Here is a 26,134-nt window from a genome sequence, read left to right on the forward strand (position 1 = left end):
AGCAGAGGTATGCAGGGAGAATAAATAATTAAGATGACAAGTAATCCAAAATCCAAAATCCAAAATCCAAAATTGTTGTGGTTGCATAAAAACCTGTTTAGTACTTGGTACAACAGCTTGTTAACTGTTACCTGTTTGGTGTTGCTATTTTGGGCAGTGCGAGGAATTCTCACTTGGGCAACTACTCAAGCACAATGGGCAGTAATTCAGATTAATTTACCTTTATTTTTAGTTGGTAGATTTCCGCAAACGCTATATTGGCGAATTTGGATTGTGGTAGCGATCGCTTCGATTTTAGCCGCCCTAACTGTAGGTGTATTCTTTGGCAAGCAACAATTAACAAAACGTGGAATTGCTTTGTTTGCTTTTATCATCGGCATTTTATTAGTTGTTTTACCACAAGACTTTATATCCCGCCTTTGGTTATTGTTAATTGCAGTTTTACTATTTGTAGGTTTTTGGCTTGGAGGAAAGTTTATTAAGATAGTAACTCCTTGGCTATCCCTATTATGGTTATTATCTTTCCCCATAATTCTTTGGCTAATTGGCGGTGGATTTGGATTGCAGCCAGTATCTACAAATTTGTGGAATGGTTTGCTACTTACCCTCCTGATGGCAGCAGTTAGTATTGTGCTTTCCTTTCCCATTGGGGTTTTACTGGCTTTAGGGCGCACAAGCAATTTACCTGTAGTGCGTTGGTTTTCTATCCTGTACATTGAAATTATTAGAGGATTACCACTGATTGGTATTTTGTTCTTAGCTCAGGTAATGCTTCCCTTGTTTCTATCAGCAGATGTGCGTCTAGATCGAGTATTGCGAGCAATTGCTGGATTGGTTTTATTTAGTGCTGCATACATGGCAGAAAATGTGCGTGGTGGACTCCAATCAGTTCCTCGCGGGCAAATTGAAGCTGCAAAAGCGCTAGGGTTAAATACAGCCTTAGTAATTTTGTTAATCGTCTTACCTCAAGCCTTACGTACCGTTATTCCTGCGATCGTTGGTCAGTTTATTGGCTTATTTAAAGACACTTCACTATTATCTTTGGTGGGATTAGTAGAACTAACAGGTATTGCCCGTTCCATATTGGCACAACCACAATTTCTTGGACGTTATGCAGAAGTTTATCTATTTATTGGATTTATTTACTGGGTATTTTGTTATTCCATGTCGTTAGCTTCTCGGCGCTTAGAGAGACAGTTGAGTAATTAGTTATTGGTCATTAGTCATTAGTCATTGATTATTGGTTATTGGTTGTTATAAAAATAATATTCATTATTAGGGCTTTGAATAATATGTCAGATATACAAAAAATAATTGTTGCTGAAGATGTTCATAAGTGGTATGGAAAATTCCACGTTCTTCAGGGTGTGAGCTTGACAGTCAATCGTGGAGAAGTCGTAGTGTTGATGGGGCCATCTGGTTCAGGAAAATCTACCTTCATCCGCACATTTAACGCTTTAGAAGAATATCAACAGGGAAAAATTGAAATCGACGGCATTACCCTCAGCCATGACTTGCGAAATATTGAAACGATTCGCAAAGAAGTGGGAATGGTGTTTCAGCAATTTAATTTATTTCCTCATTTGACAGTGCTGCAAAATATCTCTTTAGCACCAATTTGGGTACGGCGATCGCCAAAGGCAAAAGCTGAAGAATTGGCAATGCAACTATTAGAAAGAGTGGGAATTTTAGAACAGGCGCAGAAGTATCCCGGACAGCTATCTGGTGGACAACAGCAACGGGTTGCGATCGCACGTGCTTTAGCCATGCAACCCAAAATTATGCTGTTTGACGAACCCACCTCAGCCTTAGATCCAGAAATGGTACGCGAAGTTTTGGATGTAATGCGAGGTCTAGCTCGTGATGGGATGACAATGGTAGTAGTCACCCACGAAGTTGGATTTGCTCGTGAAGTCGCCGACCGAGTTATTTTAATGGATAGCGGTTCCCTCGTTGAGTCAGCCACCCCAGACACCTTTTTCAGCAACCCCAAAGAAGAAAGAACACGCAAATTTTTGTCGCAAATTCTCTAAAACCTTTGCGCTACTTTGCACCTCTCTGCGGTTTCTTCAATCTTCTGGAGGATGCCAACCCGCAAGTACCCAATAACTGCGAACTTCCAGTGCATCTGCATCATCACTCAAATGTAGAACTGCAACAGTTGCTCTACCAGTCGGCGTTTTGCCAACAATACGTAAACCATCTTCACTCCAGCCAAAATGCTCAAACCAGACTTGAGTACGAGGGTTAAATAGCCTTACTGTTTCGTTCGTTTCTGGATCAACCCCTGTAGTTTTATCACTTTTGTAGCGATTACATAGGGGACAAGCTAGCCACAAGTTGGATTCATCATTGCTACCACCTTTAGATATGGGAATAATGTGTTCAATTTCCAAACGTGCCATCACTAAACGCTGAGGACTCAAACAATAGCCACAGCGATTTCGAGCATCGGTACGAACACGACGTTCTATTTCTACAGGAATGTAAAATCGGGCCATTGCTGTTAATTAAGGGCTGGTTTCAAGCCACGTTCAACAGCCACTTTTAAGGCTCTTGCTTTACTTATTAAGCCACGTCGGTAGACTTGCATTAGTTCATCTAGTAGACGAACTTCTGCATCATTAAGCTGTCCCTCTCGGTAACGCGCTTGCAAGTCACTGAAAACCTCTTGCTGCTGAGTTTCCATCTGCATATCGCACATAGCCAAAACCTGCTCATCCGGTAATGACTCCACAGGTAGTTCGGTAATGGCGCGGTCAATCCATTCTAGTAATACATCTTCAAGCCGTCGATGTGTGAAAGCAGCGATTTCCTTTGCTTTTTGTGCCAGTGTTTCAGGGAGTTGAAGAGTGACAATTTCAGCCATTTTCTATCTGCTTGCCTTTTACTTCTGATTGTATCTGCGATCGCTCTGCATCTTCTCGTTAAAAAAGAGTGATCGCTTGAACTAAAACAATATCCCAGCCTTAATAATCTTTATTGCTCATAATGATATTTGCAAGTCAAAATAATCAATAAATCTTCTTGCACTTTATAAACTAATCTATGTTCATCTGTGATCCGCCTTGACCAGTAACCTTGTAGTTCATATTTTAATGGTTCTGGCTTCCCTATCCCCGCAAAAGGCTCTTTTTGTATATCTCTAATCAGTGCTAATATTTTTTTGAAAATTTTCTTGTCTTCTGTTGCCCACTGACCTAATTGTTCAAAAGCTTCTGGTTCAAAGGTAATTTTTTTCATATTCATCTAAATCTACATAAATTAGATTTCCTTTTTCTACATTTTCCAAAGCTTTGAGCAGATGTTTTTTGTTATTCTCTGATTTCAAAAGATAAGTAGTTTCATCCTCTTCAGTTGATGGTTCAACTAGCACAATAACTTCTACGATTGTTCCTTCTGGTAGTTCGGTTGCTGAGAGTTCAATCTTGCCATCTTTGCCTACAATAGCTTTTTGTTTAATTCCACTAAGCATAATTCATATTTCCTCCTATCTTTACTACCTTATTGTAACTATGTTTGACTGAGATGATATTTGAGCGATCGCTTTTCTTTGTTGGCGTGGATGGTTCGTTAAAAAGAGCGATCGTTATTAGACAGAATAGAACTCAAATTGGGAATACTAAGTGAAGCGCAGATATTTGCTGTGCAGAATCGAAGTGACTAGCTAGCAGACATCACGCTGTTGAAATTTTAGCAAATGAGAGAAAATTATGGAAACGGTTACAGCAACATTTTCAATTCCTGACTGGATTAATGAAGGCTTAAAAACTAAAGCCTACGAACGTGTTGGAGGTGTTATTCGTGATTTTCGGACAAAGCAGATAGTTGCTATGTTACGTGAAACAGTACCTTATTTAACTCAACCATTAACAATACTGTCTCAATTTGGTTCAGCAGCAAGTATTCTTAATTTGGGTGTTTCAGTAATAGGATTTGTCGTTGTAATTAAACGCTTAGGGGAAATTGAACAGCGCCTTAAAATTGTACAAGAAGACGTCAATAAACTCAATCTTAAATTTAACCTTTCCGTTTATGCTAACTTTCGTGCAGCCCTTGATTTAGCGCGTGATGCTTTTACAATGAATAAGCTTGAAAATCGTATCAATATGGCAAATTTAGCCATCAACCGATTTTTAGAAGCTCAACATATTTATGCTGGTTCTTTTGAGACTGTATTAGAAGAAAACATTGAAGTTGCTGATGAGTATCTAAAATCATTATTTTTAACTTATGTAGCTAGGGCACGTTGCTATTTAGAATTAGAAGAAATTGATACTGCACTACATTGTTTACAAGAAGGTGCAGAGTTTCTATCTCAAAGTGTAAAAAAGTTTATTTTATCAACATTCCAATATCTTAATCAAGAAGAAAAAGAGCAATTTTATAAAAATCATACAATATTAGTTCCTCCTACACATCTCGCTGTAAATAACGTGATTAGTGGTGTTATTGGAGGATGGACTACTTTAAGACCAAAAGTAGAACCATTTTTTCTTGAAGCATCTCTATTAGCAATAGAGCCAATAATACCAATACCAGGAGTATTATTAGCATTAACTACACAAATAGCACCAATAACAGCAGCGCCAGTAGCTTTATTCTCTGTAGCAGTATTACTAAAAACATTACTAGATCAAAAATCTAAACAGGAGGTAGAACCAAAATTAACTCAAAAATTAGAAAAAATTGAAGCGCAGATAGAAGCATATTATTGTTTTGAGGCATATCAGGCAGAAATTCAGGCAATGTCTAAGTTAAATATCAATTTCAAAGATTGGCTTACACTAACTCCATTATCTGATATGCAAACTGAAAAATTAGAAGTTTTATATATTATTCCATCTACACCTTTACAAGTTGAAGTATGCAATTATTCAATTTTTGATTATGAATAATATATAATATTTAGTTTTAGTTTAAAAAATTAAAATTTAAACTTGGATAAAGGTTTGTACAAGTAATTTTATAATGTTAAAATTTTCAATTTATTAATTCACTATCATCATCAAGGTCTTTATGAATATATACGCCATTGGTATGAAGAAATCTGAGTAATGCAAAACGTATTATTCTTTCTAAACCAATGTAAGTTGGTATTCTCTTGAGAACCTTTTTTAAATCTTTGTCATCCACATTAGGTTCAGGTATACCAACTTCATTTATACTTTGATACATTTGTTCTATATATGGTTTAAAAATTTGCCCTGTATGAAGATACTTACTTCTTATGTCATGAGCTGCTTTTATATTTATTTCAATACATTCCTCTTTAAGTTTCATACTTTCATCAGTACTTTCTGTTTTACTAAAAAATTTCTTATTAAGTAAACTTTTGAGAGTTAAACTAAACTTTTTCCTTACTTTATATGATCCACTTTTTAAGTGTTTAATATCACTTTCTTGAGCTACGCACGCTAATCTAATAAATATTTGTTTAGTTTCTTCATCATATAATTCATTATCAGTATATTCATAAAAATTTGACAGTATTTCTCCACAAGTAATTAAATCAAGATATGCTTTTTCTATATCCTGATCCATGATTTGAAGTGAATTCAAATAAAACTTGCCAGCGGCCAAGAAGTATCTATGTAGTTTTTCATATTGAGCATTGCGAGTTAAGATAAACTTGATTATTGCTTCACATTTATCAAATGTAAGTGGAATTTCAAGGTCTTTTCTGGGGAAATGATTATTAATACCAAAATAGTAGTTATAAATTGAAAATATTGGTTCATAATTTGGCATCCAAAAAATTCCATAGCTTTCTAATATTCCATGATTATCAAACCTTTTTCCATAATAAACAGCGAGAGCAATAGATATACTGTCACCAATATATGAATTATCAGGAATTACTATTTGTTGATCTGGTTCAGGTAGAAAATTAAAAGTGCAAACATAGTAATATATACTTATTTGACTTTCATTATATTCATTCTCTCTCTGTGTATTTTTTAAAGCTTGATTTCTCATACTTGGATGTGCTGGTGCAATAAGTAATTCATCATTTTCATAGTCACCATTGAATCTAGCTGGTGATGAAATTAAACATTTGTGAATATTAGGATGTGATCTTAACTTTGAATTATTCATAATTAAAATTGTGAGTTTAAAACGTGAAAAAAAAGAGTAATCTTAATCTCAGTCTACAAATCTAGCACAACTTTCACCTCTCCTCTGCGGTTCGTAAAAAAAAGGACGAACCCGAAAAGTTCGCCCGTAACATAGTATTATGCTGTTGCTAAATCTAAACCCAAATCTAAATCTTCGCTTCTTCTCTCACCAACTTATCCCAACCCAAATCTTTCAAATTATTATTCCGACGTAGCGGACGAGTCACCAACTCTAACATGTCACGCGCATTCGTAAAGCCGTGAATTTGAGCAAAAGTGAACTCCACAGACCACTTTGTATTAATACCGCGTGCTTCCAACGGATTAGCGTGCGCCATACCAGTAATTACCAAGTCTGGTTTCAACTCATAAATCCGTTGAAGTTGATTGTAATTATCTGGCTTCTCTACAATCCTTGGCAGAGGTGAATTCATTTCCTGGCAAGTTTTCTCCAGCAATGCCAACTCAGCAGCTTGATAGCGCTTATCCATGTAGGGAATGCCAATTTCGTGAACTGTCATCCCGCAACGGATTAAGAATCTGGCTTGGGAAACTTCCAGCAAGTTATCACCCATGAAGAATACAGACTTACCGCGAATCAGTTTCACGTAATCTTCCAACCCTGCCCAAATTTGTGCTTCCCGTTCATCCAAACCCTTGGGAGTAATACCGAACACCGAGCAGATTTTCTCAATCCAAGCGCGGGTACCATCGGGGCCAATGGGGAAGGGTGCGCCAATGAGTTTACACTTGCGGCGGCGCATTAAGGTGGTAGCTGTGCGGCTGAGGAAGGGGTTGACACCTGCGACATAATACCCTTCTTCCAATACTGGCAATTCTGTGAAGCGCTTCGCGGGTAGCCAGCCGGAAACTTTGATGCCTTGTTTCTTCAGTTCCAAGGTTAACTGAGTAACCACGGGGTCGGGAAGGGAGCCAAAGAGAACCAGTGGTGGATGATCTACATACTCAGATTCATCTTGGGCGACATCTTCTTTCTTTTTACCAAAGTTGAGCAATTTTGCGATCGCATTTCGTTCACTTTTTTCTGTTTCCGCCACCGGAGACTTATCAGGACAACGGTTAGCCATTGCTGCTAATACGGTGTCTTCCCCTTGGGTGAAGGCGTAATCTAGACCATTTGCACGTGCTACAACGATGGGAATCCCGATTTCGGATTCTAGCTTTGGTGCCAAACCTTCCAAATCTGTTTTGATAATTTCGGTGGTGCAAGTGCCAATCCAGACAATTACACTAGGATTGCGATCGCGTTTAATCTGCAAGCACAACCGCTTTAACTCTTCATAATCACTCAGTTGTGCCGAAATATCACCCTCTTCCAACTCTGCCATTGCATAGCGGGGTTCAGCAAAAATCATCACCCCCATCGCATTTTGCAGGAAGTAACCACAAGTTTTTGTCCCAATCACCAAAAAGAAGCTATCTTCAATTTTTTGGTATAACCACGCCACGCAGCTAATTGGACAAAAGGTATGGTAATTCCCGGTTTCACATTCAAAGCTTAAAGCTTCTGGTTGTTGAGCGACAGTCATTTTGGTTTTTTCTCCCCTTGATATTTAATGGCAGTTCAACCAATTTCAGATTTTAGATTGATAATTTTGGATTGAAGGCTGGGACAACAAAAGTATCCGCTGTCTAACGACAATTTCCCTAATTCCTCATCCAAAACCCCAAATCTAAACCTTAAAATTGCGAAGAACGGCAATAATTAAGCGTTGGGGAAGAGGCGGGCAATTTCTGATTCATCAAAAACGCCTGCTGGCAGTTCTTCCCCCAAAAAATCGTTACTTTCTTCAGCCTTTTGCAAAGCTGTTTCATCACCCCAGACATCTGATAACACGTCTTTAAACGCATTCTCATCTAGTGAACTATCTTCAAGTTCCTCGTCTTCATCCAGCTTTACTTCTATCGCAGCTGTTGAATCGAAGGCAATTTCCCCAAACTCATCTGCTTCTAAACTAGAGGTTTGCAGAGACTCATCTTTTGAGTTGTGTCCGTTGGTCAAGGAAATATCGCCAAAGCCATCCTCGGTTTCCTCCAACTCGCTGATCCCAAAGCTTTCATCCTCAGAATCCACCATTGTGAACTCTTGAACTACCGCCACCGCCGCAAAGCCATTTGTATGAGAATGTGTCAATGTTTCATCTTCAGGCTTTTCGTCAATGACATCTGCTGCTGCTTCCACGAATCTCTCGACATCTGGGTTGACGACGAAGCGATTACCGAGAGCTAAATCTGGGTCAAAATGCAAATCCAGCACGTCAATTAGGGTATCGGCGTCAGGATTAAGTTTGGCAAAGGGTAACATTAACTGCGCTAGCTTCGGTTCTAGGGCGTTAAGAACTCCCAGGATGAGGTAAGAAGGTGGTCGCTTCCCGCCATCAGGGGTGTACACTGATTCCACTTGCATGTGCAGGGTAATCCAGTCTCGATTATTCTGGAAAAATTGCAACCACTTTTGCTTTATTGAATCTGTAAAGCTATGAAAGAATGCCATGTTATTGTCCCCCATCCTGAGAACTTGGTGATTTATACAATCATCAAGTCTAGTTCCTCTTCTGAATTAGGAACCTGGGGTTTACCCGGATTTAGATAAAAATCGGACAACAAAGCGAACAACTCCCGATCTGGTGTGTCATTCGGTACAACACCTTCAGGACGCGCTAGAATTTGGTCGGCGATGTTGAGATAGTAGTCGCAAACGTAGTCTAGGGAAGGATCTTGCTCTGCCATCTCAAATAAAGTCTTTCCTTTCACACGGGAAACACGGATATCTTCAATCAAAGGCAAAACTTCCAAAACTGGCATGGGCACAGCTTCTATATATTTTTCAATCAAGTCGCGCTTGGAGGTGCGATTGCCAATTAACCCAGCTAAACGCAGTGGGTGAGTTCGCGCTTTTTCGCGGACTGAAGCAGCAATCCGATTAGCCGCAAATAAAGCATCAAACCCGTTGTCTGTAACAATCAGGCAGTAATCTGCATAGTTGAGTGGTGCTGCAAAACCACCGCAAACTACGTCACCCAGAACGTCAAAAAGAATTACATCGTACTCATCAAAGGCGTTGAGTTCTTTAAGTAATTTTACGGTTTCACCGACCACATAGCCGCCACATCCAGCACCCGCAGGTGGGCCACCAGCTTCTACGCAATCAACACCACCGTAGCCTTTATAAATCACATCTTCCGGCCAGACATCCTCGTAGTGATAATCCTTTTCTTGGAGGGTGTCGATAATTGTCGGAATCAAAAACCCAGTCAGGGTAAAGGTACTGTCATGTTTGGGGTCGCAACCAATTTGCAGCACTTTCTTGCCACGTTTAGCTAGGGCGACGGATATATTACAGCTAGTTGTGGATTTGCCGATACCACCTTTTCCGTAGACTGCTAGTTTCACTGTTGTTTCCCTCTTATAGCTTCTTGTCAAACTTGTGGCTCAAACATTTGCCTTCACCTTTCCTGAGATGGCGATGCGTGAGGTCTGTGAATGTCATTATTGGGCAAATTACATAGAAAAGAAAGTGGCTCCTAATCTGTAAAACGGTCTAATATGATGAATTAAAAATTAATTGTATCTATTTAGGTTTTTATCAACCTAAAAGACTTTAATAGCTCTAAAAATAGCTAAAAAAAACTTTTTATTACTTATTTTTATAAAAATAGTTACAAAATACAAAAAGCTAGAATAGGCTTTTTTGAATGCTTTTCATAGAATTAGCTGATGTTTGTACAACGTGTTTTCAGCGCATTGGGGCGCAGGGTTAAGGGTAAAGCGAGGTATATGCAGCCCTATGCTGAAAATACTATTGGAATTTGCGTTAGCGTAGCTCGCCGTACCACTTCCCTGCGGGACGCTACGCGAACGTGGAAGCAAGCTACGCGTAGCGTCTGTCTGCGACACGCTGCGCGAACGTAGAGAAGGTATCGCAGATAAGTTGGCAGTTTTTAGTCGATAGTCACAACCATTTAATTGCTGCTTGAGAGTAAGTTAGTGTGATTTTGTAAAAAATTATTAATTTACCAGATATTGTCTAAGATTATTCAAATATTTCGGCTGCCACCAGACGGAGGCAGCCCACTTATGGACAAGACTAGGAGCGAGGCAAATCAGGACACCTCATTTTCAACTCCGTGGATTTCCTGTAATGTTTGCCAGCCAGCTTGCCACTGGGAGTTATCTTGTAATAATTTGGCATTTATCCAGAAACGGACTTTAGGATCACAAGCAGAAACCATTTCGGCGTAAACCCACTTAGCCTGATTTTTACGATTTACTACTTGGAAGTGCCGCCAGCCATCAACTTTTTGCTGTGCTGTCCACTTAGAACCAACTAGGTAAGGAAATTTTTGTTTTTTAGTCATTTCTTATTAGTCATTCGTCATTTGTCATTCGTTATTGGGAAAACACTTTCTTTATCCCTAGTCCCCAATCCCCAATCCCCAATCCCCAATCCCCAACTAAGATGTCACTAAATCACCGTTACGGGTAAACTTCTGGCAATGCAACTCACTATCTTGCTGGACACATAGCGAAAACCATCTTATATGGCTCCAGCAGGTGTTGATGTTGTTGGTAATTTTGCGCTTTTTCTTGGAAAGGCGTTGTCTTACAACTTCATTAGGGCACAGAATTTCTAACGTACCCGTACCATCTTCGTAATTGACGATGCGAAATAGACAGTCTTGCAACATAGCACGGCTGCTGCTGTCGAAGAAGCGCTTAAACCGCTGTAGCTTTTCCCCTTCAGTCATTTGGCTGATGGGTTTTATTTTAAATAACTCTTCATCCTCAAAGTCAAAGTCATCGTCTTCAAAGTCGTAGGGGTCAATCATTTTCAGCATCCACTAGGCGACCTGGAATTATGGTAACTCTGTGTGGGGACAGGGAAGGTTTATGCAGATGACTGTGCAACAACTGTTAGATATATCTCAGTGAGATTCTGTAAAGTACACCTGTTGTTGTTTATATAGCCTTTATACTGTAATTAAAGGTCTACTGACCACCTCTTTAGATGCCAATCAGCAGCTATGGCGTTTAATTTACCAAAAATTCCCAACTGGGTAAAAATAGTTATCAGTTTTCTAGCGTCTTTATCGCTTGCAGCTTTTAGTGGTGTTATTGGCAACCAAGCAGATAAAGTGTTTTCAGAAAAGCTATTGCCTTTAATTAACGAGCCAATACCTGTCAAACTATGGGTTTTGGCTTTAGTTCTATTAATTACTCTGTTGCCGCTTTTATTGAGTGCAATGCATTATCATAAAGCGCATCAAATCGCAATCAAGCTTAACGAACTGGATGAATCTCTACTATTACTTCTACCTAAGCTAGATGTAAATCCAAATATTCATGAATCACTCAAGCGGCTCTTAGAGCAATTTATCGAAAAAACACTCAACATCATGCCACTTCTAGATGGGTGTGGTATCGCAATTTATGCACCAGATCCTAGTGATCCAGATTTTTTAACTACTTGGTGTCAATCACAATCACCAAATGAGTATGGAAATAAAGTACGTTTCTATATTGGTAAAGACTCTAATCCAAATCGGGGATGTGCGGGTTGTACTTTCATTGACAAAAAACGACGGGTTGTACACTTATCACGCATAAATAATATGTGGCACGCGGATGATCCGCAATACGTTTTTAGCAAAGATAGAACTGGCCGTATTTTAGATTATGAAACATTGATTACTATACCAATAATCGGAGGTACGGATAGTTTAGGAGTTTTGTGTCTCTACAGCAGAGATGTGACAACTTTTGATTCTAAAGCCACCCAAGAGTTGCTATTTGTAATTGCTAATCGCCTAGCTGGAGTTATGCTAGTAGCGCGTAATTACCAAGTACAACATTCAATTACTAATTAAAACTCTAATTTCAGCACATAGATAGATACTATCTGAGTTTAATTAAGTCCTGATCTTTGTTTTGCCGCCAAGGAGATGCCAAAAAACGCCATAGCTTTGGTATGAGCTTATCTTTACTAGCTAATTCGAGGGTAACTGAACCATAATCTGTACCATATTTACGTTCAGCTTCCTGAAATTGGCTTAGGCTTTTCTTGCCGCGCATATAATCTTTGGATTCTCTCATTAACAGAGATTGACGTTCTTCGGCTGTTAAATCTCTTATATGAATATCTTTCACCTTTTTCACCACTATTAAATAACGATAGATAATTTTACTGGTTTATATTTAGTTTTTATGCATTTTCTGACAAGAATCTTTTCATGACAGATCGTAGTATTATATATTCATTTTACTCAATTTATCAATAAAACTAGCTGCGACTCCCTAGAAACTCATTATATTCATTGTGCTATAGGAATCCGCTTTGATTTCTGAACTGATTTGCGTAGGCAGGCAATAGGCAATAGGCAATAGGCAACAGGAAAGAAGGCTTCTTGGTTGTACTGAGTTTTTTCAGAAATCAAATATGAGTCCTATAGCGCTCTGTTAACAGAAATTTACTGAATATCAGCAATAAGTTAATTTAAATTAAATTTCTGATGATTATGATGCTAGGATGCTCAGGGCGATCGCTTTAGTCTGTCTTTAGCCTGGGAAATTTGTTTGTAGACGAACCAAAAGACGGTAGCAAAACCAGCAAGGGCGGTAATACTACTACTCTACAAAGACGTGAAGACCGATCCAGCTAAGAGCTTACCTTTTTTTACAATGTCTTTATGGGAGACTATTTGTCTCTCTGTGCCTTGTGCACCTAGAGTGGTTTCTCTAAAAGCCTGCCTATATGCAACCTACTAATCCTAATCAATTTACAGAAAAAGCCTGGGAAGCGATCGCCCATACCCCGGATATTGTTAAACAATATCAACAACAGCAGATAGAAAGTGAACACCTGATGAAAGCGCTGCTAGAACAAGATGGTCTAGCAACAGGGATTCTCACTAAGGCGGGTGTTAACCTCCAAAAACTGCGCGATCGCACTGAACAATTTTTTAAACGTCAGCCGAAAGTATCTGGTAGCAGCAGTTCTGTCTACTTGGGACGCAGCTTGGATACGCTTTTAGACCGAGCGGATGGGTATCGCAAAGAGTTTCAAGACGAATATATTTCAATTGAACACTTATTGCTGGCTTACGCTAAAGATGACCGCTTTGGCAAAGCTTTATTTCAAGAATTCGGTTTAGACGAAGGCAAGCTCAAAAATATTATTAAACAAATTCGTGGGAGCCAAAAAGTGACCGACCAAAATCCAGAAGGCAAATACGAAGCACTGGAAAAATACGGGCGTGACCTCACCGAAGCTGCACGTAAAGGTCAACTCGATCCAGTGATTGGACGGGATGATGAGATTCGTCGCACTGTCCAAATTCTCTCTCGCCGGACTAAAAATAACCCTGTGCTAATTGGTGAACCGGGTGTTGGTAAAACTGCGATCGCAGAAGGATTAGCACAGCGGATTATTGCAGGTGATGTACCCCAATCCCTCAAAGACCGCAAGCTGATTTCTTTGGATATGGGTGCTTTGATTGCGGGGGCAAAATTCCGGGGTGAATTTGAAGAACGCCTGAAAGCAGTATTAAAAGAAGTTACTGAATCTGGCGGCAATATTGTTTTATTTATTGATGAAATTCACACCGTTGTCGGCGCTGGTGCAACCCAAGGCGCAATGGATGCGGGTAACTTATTAAAACCAATGTTGGCGCGGGGCGAATTGCGGTGTATTGGGGCGACAACTCTGGATGAATACCGCAAACATATCGAAAAAGATGCCGCACTAGAAAGACGCTTCCAGCAAGTTTATGTCGATCAGCCCAGTGTAGAAGATAGTATTTCGATTTTGCGCGGATTGAGAGAACGTTATGAAAACCACCACGGGGTGAAGATTTCTGATAGTGCTTTAGTTGCCGCCGCCGTATTGTCGAGTCGTTATATTAGCGATCGCTTCCTCCCTGATAAAGCCATTGATTTGGTAGACGAAGCCGCCGCTAGACTGAAAATGGAGATAACCTCCAAACCAGAAGAACTCGACGAAATCGATCGCAAGATTCTGCAATTGGAAATGGAGAAGCTATCGCTGCAAAAAGAAAGCGATGCAGCCTCTCGTGAACGCCTAGAAAGACTCGAAAAAGAAATTGCTGATTTCAAAGAAGAACAGAGAACGCTGAATACTCAATGGCAGTCTGAAAAAGATATTATTGACAAAATTCAGTCTGTTAAAAAAGAGATTGAACGAGTTAATTTAGAGATTCAGCAAGCAGAACGCGACTATGATCTAAACCGCGCGGCGGAGTTGAAATACGGCAATTTAACCAGTTTGCATCGTCAATTGGAAACAGTAGAATCTGAATTGGCAAGCACTCAAAAAAGTGGTAAATCACTATTGCGGGAAGAAGTCACTGAAGCTGATATTGCCGAAATTATTTCTAAATGGACAGGAATTCCCATCAGCAAGTTGGTGGAATCTGAGAAAGATAAACTGCTGCATTTAGAAGATGAACTGCACCACCGCGTAATTGGACAAGAAGAAGCAGTCACAGCTGTAGCGGATGCAATTCAGCGATCGCGCGCTGGACTGGCTGATCCTAATCGTCCCATTGCTAGCTTTATTTTCCTTGGGCCGACAGGTGTGGGTAAAACCGAGTTGGCGAAAGCGCTAGCGGCGTTTATGTTCGATAGCGAAGATGCACTGGTGCGAATTGATATGTCGGAGTACATGGAGAAACACGCCGTCTCCCGCTTAATCGGTGCGCCTCCAGGATATGTGGGTTATGAAGAAGGCGGACAACTTACAGAAGCGATTCGCCGCCGTCCTTACTCTGTGATTCTCTTCGACGAAATCGAGAAAGCACACCCCGATGTCTTCAATATCTTCTTGCAAATTCTCGATGATGGTCGCGTCACTGATGCCCAAGGTCATAAGGTGGACTTTAAGAACGCTATTATCATCATGACCAGTAACATCGGTTCGCAGTACATTCTTGATGTCGCTGGGGATAACGCCCACTACGACGAAATGCGCCGTCGAGTAATGGAAGCAATGCGAAATAGTTTCCGTCCAGAATTTCTGAACCGGATTGACGAAATTATCATCTTCCACGGTTTAGACAAGAAGGAATTGCGGCAAATTGTACTATTGCAAGTGGAAAGATTGCGCCAAAGATTGAGCGATCGCAAAATATCCCTCAAACTCTCGGATACTGCACTTGACTTTTTAGCAGAAGTAGGATATGACCCCGTGTATGGGGCGCGTCCACTGAAGCGGGCGATTCAGCGAGAGTTGGAAACTCAAATTGCTAAATCCATCTTGCGCGGTGAATTCAACGACGGCGACACCATCTTTGTAGATGTCCAAAATGAGCGTCTTTCTTTTAGTCGCTTACCTGTCGAGGTATTTACTAGCTAATTGAAGCAATTTTCAGGTATTTACCCATTAGCAAGACGCTTTCTCCACGAGAGAAAGCGTCTTTGTAGTGAACTATTCTAGAAAAATGAACTTAGCTTCTGCAAAAAACTCCTCTTCCGGTGAACTTGAGGTACGATCCAAAATGCTTTTGCGATGCTGAAAGCCCCCAGAACTCTCAATATTCAGATCAAGCCGATTCATCCGTGAGGTTAATCTAAAATCTAAAATCTAAAATCCAAAATTGATTAACCCTTACAAATAACTTGTCGCATTTTACGCATATTTGCAGGCAATTCTAAATTCATTGCTTGTTGAATGAAAATTGATGGAATTGGAATCAGAGGGGTAGCTTGGACAGTGTAAGCAAGTATCGTGCCATTACCACAATCTTTGAGTTCTAAATTGGCGTTAAAGTCCTCAAAAGTCCCTTTTTCCATGCGAAATTGAATTTGTTGCCCCAGCACTTCTACAACGTTGAGGTAAATTTCCACTTGAGCTGTGAAAAAGAAGAAGGCTTTTTGTGCTGCTTGATACAGACGTTTGACTTCACCTTTATGTAATACCTCGCTCTGGGTGATATCGGGAAAATATTGTACCCACCGGGGATAATCAGTTAATTGCTGCCAAACATGCGATCGCACCATCGGCAAATACATCCAGGCAGTCACCGCACCACCACATGTCTTGTGCGATCGCGTTTCTACAAAAATTTCACCCTGTACCAGCAACTTTTGCTTGTCTTGATTCCAAGCCATATCTGAACCTGCAATAATTGAGTCTGATATATAAGACGCAGACATAATGATTTAAGTTACTCCTCAACTCATCCACCTAAATGGAGTTGAAATTACAAGCCATAAAACTTGATTTAAATCCAACCCATTAAATTTAGTTCCAGTCTAATCCTTATTTTTTCCGGAAACAGTGATTTTTTGCTAATTATTTCAGTCACTTTACTGTAAAAACTGTATTCTTTCTCACAATTAACACAATTAGTACTTAAGTGAGTTTTATCAAAGTAATACTTGTAAATGAAAAACTGCATTATTAACAGCTAGAATTGCACAAAGACGAACTAATATCAAGTACCTTACCCCAACTTTTGGATAGCATATCTCGATTTTTACGTATTATTTCTGATGAAACTGCAACTTCATCGTAACTTCATATCTTAATTATCAATATTAAATGTAATCTCTGTTGAGTTGAGAGGAAAAGTAAGTGAGTCAATCTTCTTTAAATCGTAGATTAATCCAGATTTTTGGTATCCTTCTTGGCGTTAGCGTCGCCGTCTGGGTACTGAGAGGCTTTGGTATTCTCACCTTTATTCCAGGTGGAATAATTTGGCTATTACTACTTGGGGCGATCGCGATCGGGATTATCAGTTACGTCCAAAGGACATGGTGGCGTTTTTAGTCATTTGTCATTGGTCATTGGTCATTGGTCATTTGTCATTTGTCATTGGCCTTTGATAAAGAGTTATTGGGTATATACCGCGCCACTCCTGGGCGAAAAAAACTATTGAAGCAATGTCAACAATTTACTAGGGGAAAGGAACATGGCAAAGTATCTATGTACTGTTTGCGGCTATGAATATGACCCAGAAGTAGGCGATCCAGATAGCGAGATAGCACCGAGAACAATGTTTGAAGATATACCAGATGATTGGTCATGCCCCGTTTGCGGTGCCACAAAAGAGGAATTTGAATTAGTTGAAGAGTGAAGATGAAGAAGAATTCAGAAGTCAGAATGGGCTAAACGCCCCGCTATCGCTAACAGGAGTCAGAATAAAGACGCGACTCGAAAATACTCGCTACCGCCAGTCATACAAAATTCATTCTGAATTCTGACTCCTGACTCCTGAATTCTGTTCGATAACAGCTAGCCTATTAAAGTACGTGCTATTGAGAAATTTTAGAACTTGCTACCGTTACAAATTGTAGTTATTGGGGGTGGGGCAGCGGGATTTTTTGGCGCGATCGCTTGTGCTAAAGCTAATCCTGAAGCCGAAGTTACTTTACTCGAAGCCAGTCGTCAACCTCTAGCGAAAGTGCTAATTTCTGGCGGTGGACGCTGCAACGTCACTCACGCTTGCTTTGATCCGGAGGAATTAGTGCAAAATTACCCCAGAGGTGCAAAAGCTTTGCGGGGTGCTTTGACTCGGTTTGGGCCTCAAGACACAGTTAGCTGGTTTGCTGCTAGTGGAGTCTATCTCAAAACGGAAGCTGATGGCCGGATGTTTCCTGTCACTAACACTTCAGAAACCATTGTGGAATGTCTAATTAAAGCGGTGGCGAAATCTGGGGTAAAACTCCGTATCGGTACACATGTAACTTCAGTGAAACGAACCTCAGCAGATGGGGGGTTTGATATTCTTTTGAAGTCGGGAGAGACGATTAAATGCGATCGCTTACTTTTGGCAACCGGCAGTAGCCTTGCGGGTTATAAAATTGTCCGAGAATTAGGTCATCAAATTGAACCGCCAGTACCCTCGTTATTTACCTTCAACATTGTCGATCAAAAGCTGCGGGATTTAGCTGGAGTTAGCGTTAACCCTGCCCAATTGCGGTTATCTGCCGGCGGAAAATCCAAATTACAACAAACTGGGCCATTGCTAATTACCCACTGGGGTTTGAGTGGCCCCGCTGTTTTGAAACTTTCTGCTTGGGGTGCAAGAGTCCTGCACGAAAGCCGCTATCAAGCCACATTATTGATTAATTGGCTACCTGATTTGCAACAAGAACAAGTGCGAGAAAAAGTTTTAGCAGTTAAGGATGAATGGGGAAAGAAAGCGATCGCATTGCATCGCGGCGTTGAGTTACCCCATCGTCTCTGGCAATATATCATTGCCCGTGTAGGCATTACTACAGAAGACCGTTGGGCAGAAATATCTAGTAAAACCTTAAATCAACTGGTGCAAGAACTTACTCAGGGACAATACTTAATCAACGGCAAAGGAGCCTTCAAAGAAGAATTTGTTACCTGTGGCGGCGTCAACCTCAAAGAAGTCAACTTCAAAACAATGGAAAGTAGATTAGTTCCTGGTGTTTATTTTGCCGGAGAAATCTTAGATATTGATGGCGTCACCGGCGGGTTTAACTTCCAAAGTGCTTGGACAACCGGTTATTTAGCAGGAATAGCAATGGCGACTAGCGACTAGTACCGCAAGGCGGAATTAAAAATTAAAAATTAAAAATTAAAAATGAAGACAGCGTAAGGGTTTTGTTGATTGGGAATGGGTGGTTTATTTCCGCCGTGCTGTACTAGTAGTCTGTCAATAAATAATTGATGGATAAATTCCTTGTAGAGACGGCGATTTATCGCGTCTCTCTAACCTCTCTAACCTGAGCGCCGACTTTCAGCGCTCAGACTTTTATGCGTGTTAACCTCAATCCATTTACAAAATATCTACGAAGAAGCGATCGCTACTTAACTATATTTACTTATAAAAATTCATACTAATCCTTTCGCATTTCCCACCTTGCCACTCCACATTCACACCAGCCACCCTAGAGAAGGCAAATTTTTCCGGGTGTATTACTTTTTTCATGAAAAATATATGATCACTGATAAAAATACTGCGTCTGAAATTACGTTACACGCTAGCCAGTATATGCTGCATGGTTTTCCAGTACTTGGTGTTCCTGATGAGGAGCGTGCTGTTAAATACTTCAGTCTCAATCCATTTCTGCCAAATGCCCAGAATCGTTGTCCAATTGAATGTGCCTATTGTGTCTGTCATCAAGACCGTGACTGGCATCATCATCCACAAAACTTTCAGGATGTCTCATCTCCGCTTGACCTGCTTGATATTTTGCTAGACTGCATTTTTGCTACAGAGGAAGGACAAAAGGGTTTTCCGATTTCACTATGCGACTACTCTGATCCCTTTATTCCAGCCCATCGAGAACGTGTACTCTCAATTCTGGATGCACTGATTGACCGCAAAGCCGCCAACATAGTCTACATCACCACCAAAGTCCATCCTGGTCAATCTTTTCTAGAGCGCCTCAAAACAACTCTAGAGCGACCTAATTCACTTCGAGTCACTGTGTTTGTCAGTCTACCACCCTTGAAACCAGGCTATGAGCAAGCCTCAATTCAGAGTCGGGTACAGTTACTACAAGATTTAGTAAAACTTGGCATTCCATGTTGTTGGTATCTGCGTCCACTGGTTGAAGAGTGGTTTGATGAAGCTTTAATGTGGCAATTAGCACGCACACTGTTACCTCATGTTTCCCGTCACGTTATTTTGTCTGGGCTTGTCATGTCTGAGGAGATTGAAGCGAGTCTGTTAAAACAGGAGTTAATAGTTCCAGAATGGGATCGTACACAACCGGGACGTAAGCAATACTTGTCATTGGAATTCGAGTCAAAACTGCGCTCAATTCTCAGCACAGTTGCTAGTGAACAAAGTATTTCTCTCGGCCCAGTGATGGGACATCGGCTATGCGGTACTAATGGCAATCATGCCTATGGCTGCTTGATTTGCGCCAAACAAAACCGTTATTGCCAGCTTTTTCAACTTCATCACTATGGTGAAACGATCGCAGCCGAAGATAATCAACGCCTCAAAACACTACTGATAGGCTCATCTTTACAACGAGAGCCATCAAAAGAAGAATGTCGGTAAAGTATTCCAACCTGAAGCGAAGTTAGGAAAAATCTGATTAGCTTACTGCTACGCGTCTACAAAATTATTGTATTGGAACATAAAGAGGGAAAATTATTTTGCCATCGTAGATCAATTTTGAACACACCCAACAATGAAATTCAGCGAAATCCTCCGTCAATTTGGTGACGCGGCCACCAATAATAGCCTGACTAGCAACCCAGACCAAGACCCAGAAATTACAGGGGTAGCAGCCATTGATGAAGCTAGCATCGGTACTCTCTGTTACGTAGAAGGTGCAAAATTTAAATCTTTTGTCGGTAATACCAATGCTAGTGCTTTAATTTTGCCCCAGGATGAAAAATTACAGGCGCTTGCACAAGAGAGAGGTATTGTTTGGCTAGCAACCCCAGATCCGCGATTATTGTTTGCCAAAGTGATCGCACTTTTTTACCAACCATATCGCCCTACCCCAGAAATTCATCCCACGGCTGTGATTCACTCCACCGCAAAAGTTGGTAGTGATGTTTATATTGGCCCCCATGCTGTGATTCAACAAGGGGTAGAAATTGGTAATGGCGCAATCATTCATCCCAATGTAGTGATTTATCCAGATGTCAAAATAGGCGATCGCACCACCTTACACGCCAACTGTACCATCCACGAACGCACCCGCATCGGTGCAGATTGCGTCATTCACAGTGGTGCTGTCATTGGTGCAGAAGGCTTTGGTTTTGTTCCTACCCGGACTGGTTGGTTCAAAATGGAACAATCAGGCTGTACAGTCTTAGAAGATGGTGTAGAAGTTGGCTGTAACACTGGCATTGACCGCCCAGCAGTGGGAGAAACACGAGTAGGTCGCAATACAGTGATTGATAACTTAGTGCAAATAGGTCATGGTTGCCAAATCGGTTCTGGTTGTGCGATCGCAGGTCAAGTTGGCATGGCGGGAGGCGTTAAACTCGGAAATCGCGTTATTTTGGCTGGACAAACAGGAATAGTCAATCAAGTGAAGATGGGAGATGGGTCGATGACATCTGCTCAAACTGGAATTCACAACGATGTTGCACCAGGAGAAATTGTCTGTGGAACTCCAGCCCTTCCTTACAAACTATATCTCAAGGTATCTGCTGTTTATGGTCGCCTGCCAGATATGTATCAATCGCTAAAACAGTTGCAACGTAAATTCAAAAATAGCAATGATTAAGCTACTGCTGTAATGGATTTAAACCCCTGACTTTTTAAGGAACTTTGGGGGTTTAAGTCCTAGCCTTTGAAGGGCAGTGCGAATTGAAGCCTAAGCTAAATCCCCGGACGCTCTCTACGAGACGCTAAAAGCGAACGCAGACTCGCTAACGCTTCTCCACGAGACGCTACGCGAACGCTAACACAAAACGTAATTGCGTTAGCGAAGCGGGGCGTTAGCAAGAGTGCGAATTGCGAATTGCGAATTGCAAAGCCGCCCTAACCATTTCATAAAATCTTACTTTTTTCTTGATTACATCTTCATCAAACTCAAATTTTACAGTTGGTTCAGCATTTTATGCGTCTGGGGTATTACACGCACGTGTCTGACAAAGCCCTTCATCAAAGCTTGCCACGTCAAAACTTGATCGCTCGAAGGCGCAAGCATAGGTATTGGGGAAAATTGTTCAGATACTGCCAAAGGCGTAACAGGTTGTAAAAATACTGAGATATCTGGACTAACCTCTGCCACCAAGGAAGCTGAACGTTCTAACTCGGCGGGATCTGTGTTTTGAGACACAATTATCTTGACAAAAACATTTAAATATGAGTCATAACATAACTGGAGAAATTTACTATGTTCTTGCCAATGACTTTCGCCGCTAACACTGGGCAATTTGAAATCCATACCTACAGAGTCTAAGTAGGGGAGAATCATTGCTAGTTGTTCTGGGCGATGTCCGCCAGTTTCTAAGTATATAGGTAGACCAGTTATGGCTCGCACTTGGGGTAGAAACTGCGTTAGAAATGAGGCATGAAGAAGTGGTTCGCCTCCAGTTAAGCTAATGCTATCGTGTAGACAAGGTAGATTTTGCTGTTCCACCCATTCGATTAAGATTGGTAATGGGACAGGGTTAGAGTGGATTTCAAAGTCGCGCAATCCAGGCGATCGCTCTATCCGACAAGTTGCAGGTGCATTCCAAGTGTGGGCACTATCACAAAAGTGACAGCGCAAATCACACAAAGCAAAACGAATAAATATCTGACGCGTCCCTACATTCAGTCCTTCCCCTTGAATGGCAGAAAAGACCTCAACCAGGCGTGCGGTAGGTGTAACCGTATTTTTAGCAATCATTTGATGAGAGCAACGCGATCGCGCTGCGTCGGCACAACAGCAAGGATGTTTTTTGGCTTCTTGTTCTATTGTGAATCGTCGCTAGCGATCTCCAATCTCAGCCCCGGTAAATAGCAATTAGTCCTTACTACTACTGATTCCAATATTAGGTTAGGTAATTTTGTAGGACAAAATAATGTTTGGCAGATTACATTATACATGGCAACGAAAGTGCAAAGCTTCATGACTAGCCAACCGACAGAGGTCGATTTTCCAGTTAATTCCCTAAACGACACGGCTATAGTGCAGGTGCCCGCACGGTTGAGCGTGCTGGAGGCTTTAGGGTTTAAGCAAACCTGCCAAGGCTTAATCCAGCCCAATTCACATCCCAAGCAAATCATTATTGATTTTCACCAAACTACTTTTATGGATAGCAGTGGTTTAGGGGCCCTGGTCAGTAATTTTAAATACGCCCAGACCAAAGGGATTACATTAACACTGCGGAATGTAACACCTCAGGTAATGGCAGTCTTAAAACTCACCGGATTGGATCAAGTTTTTCCCCTAGAGCTTGTGGGTGATGGGTCGTTAATCAAACAAGAAGACTTAGTAGATAATCGGAAGACAACTTCCCGTAAAGTAGAGCAGTTACCCACTACTCATCCTTCTGTGGCATCTTGGATGAAACGGTTATTAGACATTGTGGGATCTGTGGTCGGTTTATTAATTACAGGAGTTTTGTTTATTCCGATTGCGATCGCTATTCAAATTAATGATCCCGGCCCAATTTTCTTTAGTCAAACCCGCTGTGGCTGGATGGGTAAGCGGTTTCAGATTTGGAAATTCCGCTCCATGTGTGTGGATGCGGAAGCGAAGAAATCCCAAGTCAAAAACCAAGTGCAAGGTGCTTTTTTCAAGAATGATAATGATCCCAGAATTACCAAAGTAGGGCGTTTTTTACGGCGAACTAGTCTTGATGAACTGCCACAATTTTGGAACGTCCTCAAAGGACAAATGAGTTTAGTCGGTACTCGACCACCTACACCTGATGAAGTCGAACGCTACGAAGTACCAGAGTGGCAACGTTTAGATGTTAAACCTGGTATGACTGGCGAATGGCAGGTAAATGGACGTTCTACAGTCCGTAGTTTTGAAGATGTAATTCGTCTGGATTTGCAGTATCAAAAAAATTGGAGTTTGGTGTACGATTTAAAGCTAATTTTCAAAACTATAGCTATTCTGTTTAATAGAAACAGTGGTGCTGTTTAGCTAATTACCCTTATTCACAATTTTTTTCTAACTCTCAATTCTCACAATAATTGTTAGATACACCCAAGCCTAAACATAGGCTTGGGTAAATTTTAGGTTTACTATAGCAAATAAAACGCAGAAATTGTTCTATACTTAACAAGTAAAAATTAAAAAGTCAATATCCGCATAAATGGGCAAAAGATTTCGTTGAGATAAAGAATGTTTAAAACGGCTGGTTTCAAAACATAAATCTAGGAAATCTGAGCCAGGGAAAAGGAGAAAATACAAAGGTGTTTATTTATCAAAAAATTATTATTAGTCAAATAAAAATACACACTTTCCAATTCAAATGTTAATCTAATATTTGAAAGTTTTATTTATGATATATATGCCAGCTATCATTAGTATTTTTAATAACAAAGGTGGAGTAGGTAAGACAACTTATATGTTCCATATAGCCCACCTTCTTGAGCAGTACAAAAAAACCGTATTGATGGTTGATTGTGATAGCCAATGCAATTTAACAGCTTATGCGCTGCCTGAAAACAGTATAGAACGAGCATGGAGCGAGCGTGGAAACAGCATTTGGCGTGCAATTGAGCCAGTTTATAGATCAATTGGAGATATTCGGCAACGTGGCCCATCTCAAATAAATCCAAACAAATATCCAAATCTTTACATAGTTCCTGGCGATTTATTACTAAGTAACTATGAAGACCTTTTGGGTGATACATGGAACAGTGGAAAAGGTGGTATAGCGGTTATCAGTCTTCTGAAGTACAGTAGCAACAGTGAGTAAACCAACCGAGTAAATTCTCTATCGTCACTTCTGCGAATGCCGTATCTAATGCCTGGAGTAAATCAGTGTATGTCCTTGCACCGATACGACGGAGAATGTTCTTAATCTTAGACCAACAATTCTCAATCGGTGAAAAATCGGGAGAGTAGGGGGGGAGATAAATGAGGCTCGCGCCAGCAGCGATGATCAAAGCTTCAAGTTCATCACTTTTATGGATCGAGCAGTTATCCATTAGAACGACTGCACCAGTCCAAAGCTGAGGTACGAGCTTTTGAGAGATGAAGGCATCAAAGGTCAAGGCATCGATAGAACCTAAACCACTCCACTGGGTCAGCAGTCCTTTTAAGCTAATGGCACCAATTACCGAGACATTTTTCCCTTTACGGTTGGGCTTTTGAGCATAAGCTCGTAGCCCTGGTAAGGCGCGGGCACATTTGCGGATGAAGGACAGATTCACCCCCGATTCATCTAAGAAAATCAGATTTTCCACCGGTATCCCCCTCAAGAGTTTCCAGTACTCAAATCGGGCTAGTTGGACTTCATCAGTGTATTTTTTCGTGGGGTGGAGACTTTTTTTTTGAGGTTGAGGTGAAGTTGAAAGCGAACCATCCGATTCACCGTGGCTACCCCAATTAAGACCTCTGTTTTCTCGTAAAGTCGTTCCCGCAATTCGCTTAAGGTCGCATCCGGCTGTGCTGTGACGAGTTGGCGCAGGATTTCGATCTGTTCGGCATTCAACTTTGTTGGTGTCTGCTCAGTCCGTACCTTGGGGCCTATCGTACCCAATTCTCGATGGCGTTTAAGTAAATTTTGCACAAAACTTAAAGTGACACCAAAGTTTTTAGCCAGTTTTCGTTGGGAAATGTTACCGCAGGCATAAGCATCAACAATTTTCTGACGCAAGTCGAGAGAGTAGGCTTTCATCGCCACCAATTATCTGTAGAATTGCTGTCTCCTAGTGTACTGAACTAGACTAATAACCGCTATAGTGAATCTAGTTTAAGAGTTCAGTCAGCTATTTATCGTTATATTAATTGGGCTGCGAACCGTGTTCAGGCAGATGTCATCATGGTTGATCTTGGCCCTAACCTGGGTGCTCTCAACCGTGCTGTACTAGGGGCTAGTGATTATTTCATAATTCCTATCTCTCCTGATCTATTCTCAATTAGAGGTACAGAAAATTTAGGTTTTAAACTCGAAGCATGGCGTCAAGGTTGGGAACAATGCAATGATGCATGGAAAGATCAAAGTTTAGCTCTACCACACGGACGCCCAACATTTTTAGGCTATGTCATGCAACAACACAATATCCGCGAAGATTCTGAAGAAAAAATGACAAAAGGCTGGCAGATATTTGGAAATCGCATTGAGTCCGCAATTCAAGAAAATATTGTCAACAGATTAGCAAAGTTGGATCAAGTTCACTACTGGCCTGATAAAACTTTTAATTTAGGAAAAATTCCTAATCTTCACAGTCTAATTCCTTATTCATTAGAAGCAAAAAAACCAGTTTTTGATTGTACAAGTGCAGATGGTCTGCGTGGGGCACACATTAGCAGAGCTAGCGACTCAGTTGATTATTTTGAGCCAATAGCACAAAGACTTTTGACTGTGATCAATAGTATCTAAAAATACTTTTAAACTGGTTTTCAGCTTAAAGCAA

General features: G+C 40.8%; 28 protein-coding genes. 13 read left to right on the forward strand and 15 right to left on the reverse strand.

The window, feature by feature from the left end:
• The first annotated feature begins 33 nt into the window (after positions 1–33).
• Positions 34–1,209 carry an amino acid ABC transporter permease gene (locus RRG12_RS07435; RefSeq protein ID WP_420758858.1) on the forward strand — a complete coding sequence of 392 codons (1,176 nt, stop codon included), beginning with the start codon at positions 34–36 and terminating at the stop codon, positions 1,207–1,209.
• 83 nt (positions 1,210–1,292) lie between these two features.
• A complete protein-coding gene (locus RRG12_RS07440; RefSeq protein WP_420758859.1) occupies positions 1,293–2,033 on the forward strand; it encodes an amino acid ABC transporter ATP-binding protein in 741 nt (246 codons plus the stop codon).
• A 36-nt stretch (positions 2,034–2,069) separates the two neighbouring features.
• Here the strand turns inward: RRG12_RS07440 and RRG12_RS07445 are convergent, their stop codons facing one another.
• The 4 genes from RRG12_RS07445 to RRG12_RS07460 all read right to left on the reverse strand — a co-directional run bounded on the left by RRG12_RS07445 (position 2,070) and on the right by RRG12_RS07460 (position 3,475).
• Positions 2,070–2,501, reverse strand: a complete 432-nt coding sequence (locus tag RRG12_RS07445; protein ID WP_069070715.1) for an HNH endonuclease — start codon at positions 2,499–2,501, stop codon at positions 2,070–2,072.
• 5 nt (positions 2,502–2,506) lie between these two features.
• Positions 2,507–2,869, reverse strand: coding sequence for a hypothetical protein (locus tag RRG12_RS07450; protein ID WP_069070716.1), 363 nt, complete (start codon positions 2,867–2,869; stop codon positions 2,507–2,509).
• Positions 2,870–2,979: 110 nt separating this feature from the next.
• Entirely contained in the window at positions 2,980–3,243 is a 264-nt protein-coding gene (locus RRG12_RS07455) for a Txe/YoeB family addiction module toxin (RefSeq protein ID WP_420758860.1), read from the reverse strand.
• Positions 3,224–3,475: a hypothetical protein gene (locus RRG12_RS07460; protein ID WP_069070718.1), complete on the reverse strand. Its 252-nt coding sequence runs from the start codon at positions 3,473–3,475 to the stop codon at positions 3,224–3,226. Before RRG12_RS07460 ends, RRG12_RS07455 begins: the two co-directional genes overlap by 20 nt.
• A 238-nt stretch (positions 3,476–3,713) precedes the next feature.
• Here RRG12_RS07460 and RRG12_RS07465 point away from each other — a divergent pair, with 238 nt between their 5' ends.
• Entirely contained in the window at positions 3,714–4,898 is a 1,185-nt protein-coding gene (locus RRG12_RS07465; RefSeq protein WP_420758861.1) for a hypothetical protein, read from the forward strand.
• An 85-nt stretch (positions 4,899–4,983) separates the two neighbouring features.
• On the opposite strand, the gene RRG12_RS07470 is transcribed toward RRG12_RS07465, so the two are convergent.
• The 6 genes from RRG12_RS07470 to RRG12_RS07495 all read right to left on the reverse strand — a co-directional run bounded on the left by RRG12_RS07470 (position 4,984) and on the right by RRG12_RS07495 (position 10,969).
• Positions 4,984–6,099: a hypothetical protein gene (locus RRG12_RS07470; protein WP_141699726.1), complete on the reverse strand. Its 1,116-nt coding sequence runs from the start codon at positions 6,097–6,099 to the stop codon at positions 4,984–4,986.
• A 166-nt stretch (positions 6,100–6,265) separates the two neighbouring features.
• Entirely contained in the window at positions 6,266–7,669 is a 1,404-nt protein-coding gene (locus RRG12_RS07475; protein ID WP_069070721.1) for a ferredoxin:protochlorophyllide reductase (ATP-dependent) subunit N, read from the reverse strand.
• 176 nt (positions 7,670–7,845) lie between these two features.
• A complete protein-coding gene (locus tag RRG12_RS07480; protein WP_069070722.1) occupies positions 7,846–8,634 on the reverse strand; it encodes a DUF5331 domain-containing protein in 789 nt (262 codons plus the stop codon).
• Positions 8,635–8,666: 32 nt separating this feature from the next.
• Complete coding sequence (bchL, locus tag RRG12_RS07485; protein ID WP_069070723.1) at positions 8,667–9,533, reverse strand: ferredoxin:protochlorophyllide reductase (ATP-dependent) iron-sulfur ATP-binding protein; 867 nt, start codon at positions 9,531–9,533, stop codon at positions 8,667–8,669.
• A gap of 710 nt (positions 9,534–10,243) precedes the next feature.
• On the reverse strand, positions 10,244–10,498 hold the full coding sequence (locus RRG12_RS07490; protein WP_181928692.1) for a TIGR02450 family Trp-rich protein: 255 nt from the start codon (positions 10,496–10,498) through the stop codon (positions 10,244–10,246).
• Positions 10,499–10,594: 96 nt separating this feature from the next.
• A complete protein-coding gene (locus RRG12_RS07495) occupies positions 10,595–10,969 on the reverse strand; it encodes a hypothetical protein (protein ID WP_420758862.1) in 375 nt (124 codons plus the stop codon).
• A gap of 195 nt (positions 10,970–11,164) precedes the next feature.
• On the opposite strand from RRG12_RS07495, the gene RRG12_RS07500 reads away from it, so the two are divergent.
• Positions 11,165–12,007, forward strand: coding sequence for a hypothetical protein (locus tag RRG12_RS07500; RefSeq protein WP_420758863.1), 843 nt, complete (start codon positions 11,165–11,167; stop codon positions 12,005–12,007).
• Between the two features lie 28 nt (positions 12,008–12,035).
• On the opposite strand, the gene RRG12_RS07505 is transcribed toward RRG12_RS07500, so the two are convergent.
• Positions 12,036–12,287 (reverse strand): hypothetical protein, encoded by a 252-nt coding sequence (locus RRG12_RS07505; RefSeq protein ID WP_420758864.1) that lies wholly within the window; start codon positions 12,285–12,287, stop codon positions 12,036–12,038.
• A 604-nt stretch (positions 12,288–12,891) separates the two neighbouring features.
• On the opposite strand from RRG12_RS07505, the gene clpB reads away from it, so the two are divergent.
• Complete coding sequence (gene clpB, locus RRG12_RS07510) at positions 12,892–15,510, forward strand: ATP-dependent chaperone ClpB (protein WP_069070728.1); 2,619 nt, start codon at positions 12,892–12,894, stop codon at positions 15,508–15,510.
• A gap of 245 nt (positions 15,511–15,755) precedes the next feature.
• Here clpB and RRG12_RS07515 read toward each other — a convergent pair whose 3' ends face one another.
• Positions 15,756–16,310 carry an SRPBCC family protein gene (locus RRG12_RS07515; RefSeq protein ID WP_069070729.1) on the reverse strand — a complete coding sequence of 185 codons (555 nt, stop codon included), beginning with the start codon at positions 16,308–16,310 and terminating at the stop codon, positions 15,756–15,758.
• A 421-nt stretch (positions 16,311–16,731) separates the two neighbouring features.
• Here RRG12_RS07515 and RRG12_RS07520 point away from each other — a divergent pair, with 421 nt between their 5' ends.
• The 5 genes from RRG12_RS07520 to lpxD all read left to right on the forward strand — a co-directional run bounded on the left by RRG12_RS07520 (position 16,732) and on the right by lpxD (position 21,329).
• Entirely contained in the window at positions 16,732–16,926 is a 195-nt protein-coding gene (locus RRG12_RS07520) for a hypothetical protein (RefSeq protein ID WP_420758865.1), read from the forward strand.
• 142 nt (positions 16,927–17,068) lie between these two features.
• On the forward strand, positions 17,069–17,233 hold the full coding sequence (rd, locus tag RRG12_RS07525; RefSeq protein ID WP_420758866.1) for a rubredoxin: 165 nt from the start codon (positions 17,069–17,071) through the stop codon (positions 17,231–17,233).
• 198 nt (positions 17,234–17,431) lie between these two features.
• Positions 17,432–18,670, forward strand: a complete 1,239-nt coding sequence (locus tag RRG12_RS07530) for an NAD(P)/FAD-dependent oxidoreductase (protein WP_420758867.1) — start codon at positions 17,432–17,434, stop codon at positions 18,668–18,670.
• Between the two features lie 399 nt (positions 18,671–19,069).
• Positions 19,070–20,143, forward strand: coding sequence for a hypothetical protein (locus RRG12_RS07535; protein ID WP_420758868.1), 1,074 nt, complete (start codon positions 19,070–19,072; stop codon positions 20,141–20,143).
• Positions 20,144–20,276: 133 nt separating this feature from the next.
• Positions 20,277–21,329, forward strand: a complete 1,053-nt coding sequence (lpxD, locus tag RRG12_RS07540) for a UDP-3-O-(3-hydroxymyristoyl)glucosamine N-acyltransferase (protein WP_420758869.1) — start codon at positions 20,277–20,279, stop codon at positions 21,327–21,329.
• A 315-nt stretch (positions 21,330–21,644) separates the two neighbouring features.
• Here lpxD and RRG12_RS07545 read toward each other — a convergent pair whose 3' ends face one another.
• Positions 21,645–22,442 carry a 7-carboxy-7-deazaguanine synthase QueE gene (locus RRG12_RS07545; protein ID WP_420758870.1) on the reverse strand — a complete coding sequence of 266 codons (798 nt, stop codon included), beginning with the start codon at positions 22,440–22,442 and terminating at the stop codon, positions 21,645–21,647.
• Between the two features lie 198 nt (positions 22,443–22,640).
• Here RRG12_RS07545 and RRG12_RS07550 point away from each other — a divergent pair, with 198 nt between their 5' ends.
• Positions 22,641–23,690, forward strand: coding sequence for a sugar transferase (locus tag RRG12_RS07550; protein WP_069070736.1), 1,050 nt, complete (start codon positions 22,641–22,643; stop codon positions 23,688–23,690).
• Positions 23,691–24,060: 370 nt separating this feature from the next.
• Entirely contained in the window at positions 24,061–24,471 is a 411-nt protein-coding gene (locus RRG12_RS07555; protein ID WP_420758871.1) for a ParA family protein, read from the forward strand.
• On the opposite strand, the gene RRG12_RS07560 is transcribed toward RRG12_RS07555, so the two are convergent.
• Together RRG12_RS07560 and RRG12_RS07565 are read right to left on the reverse strand one after the other, a co-directional pair.
• Positions 24,437–24,976, reverse strand: a complete 540-nt coding sequence (locus RRG12_RS07560) for an IS630 family transposase (protein WP_420758872.1) — start codon at positions 24,974–24,976, stop codon at positions 24,437–24,439. The genes RRG12_RS07555 and RRG12_RS07560 overlap by 35 nt on opposite strands.
• A gap of 23 nt (positions 24,977–24,999) precedes the next feature.
• Entirely contained in the window at positions 25,000–25,395 is a 396-nt protein-coding gene (locus tag RRG12_RS07565; RefSeq protein ID WP_420758873.1) for a helix-turn-helix domain-containing protein, read from the reverse strand.
• A 144-nt stretch (positions 25,396–25,539) separates the two neighbouring features.
• On the opposite strand from RRG12_RS07565, the gene RRG12_RS07570 reads away from it, so the two are divergent.
• Positions 25,540–26,100, forward strand: a complete 561-nt coding sequence (locus RRG12_RS07570) for a hypothetical protein (RefSeq protein ID WP_420758874.1) — start codon at positions 25,540–25,542, stop codon at positions 26,098–26,100.
• Positions 26,101–26,134 lie beyond the last annotated feature (34 nt).

The sequence above is a fragment of the Nostoc sp. CALU 546 genome (genome assembly GCF_048836525.1).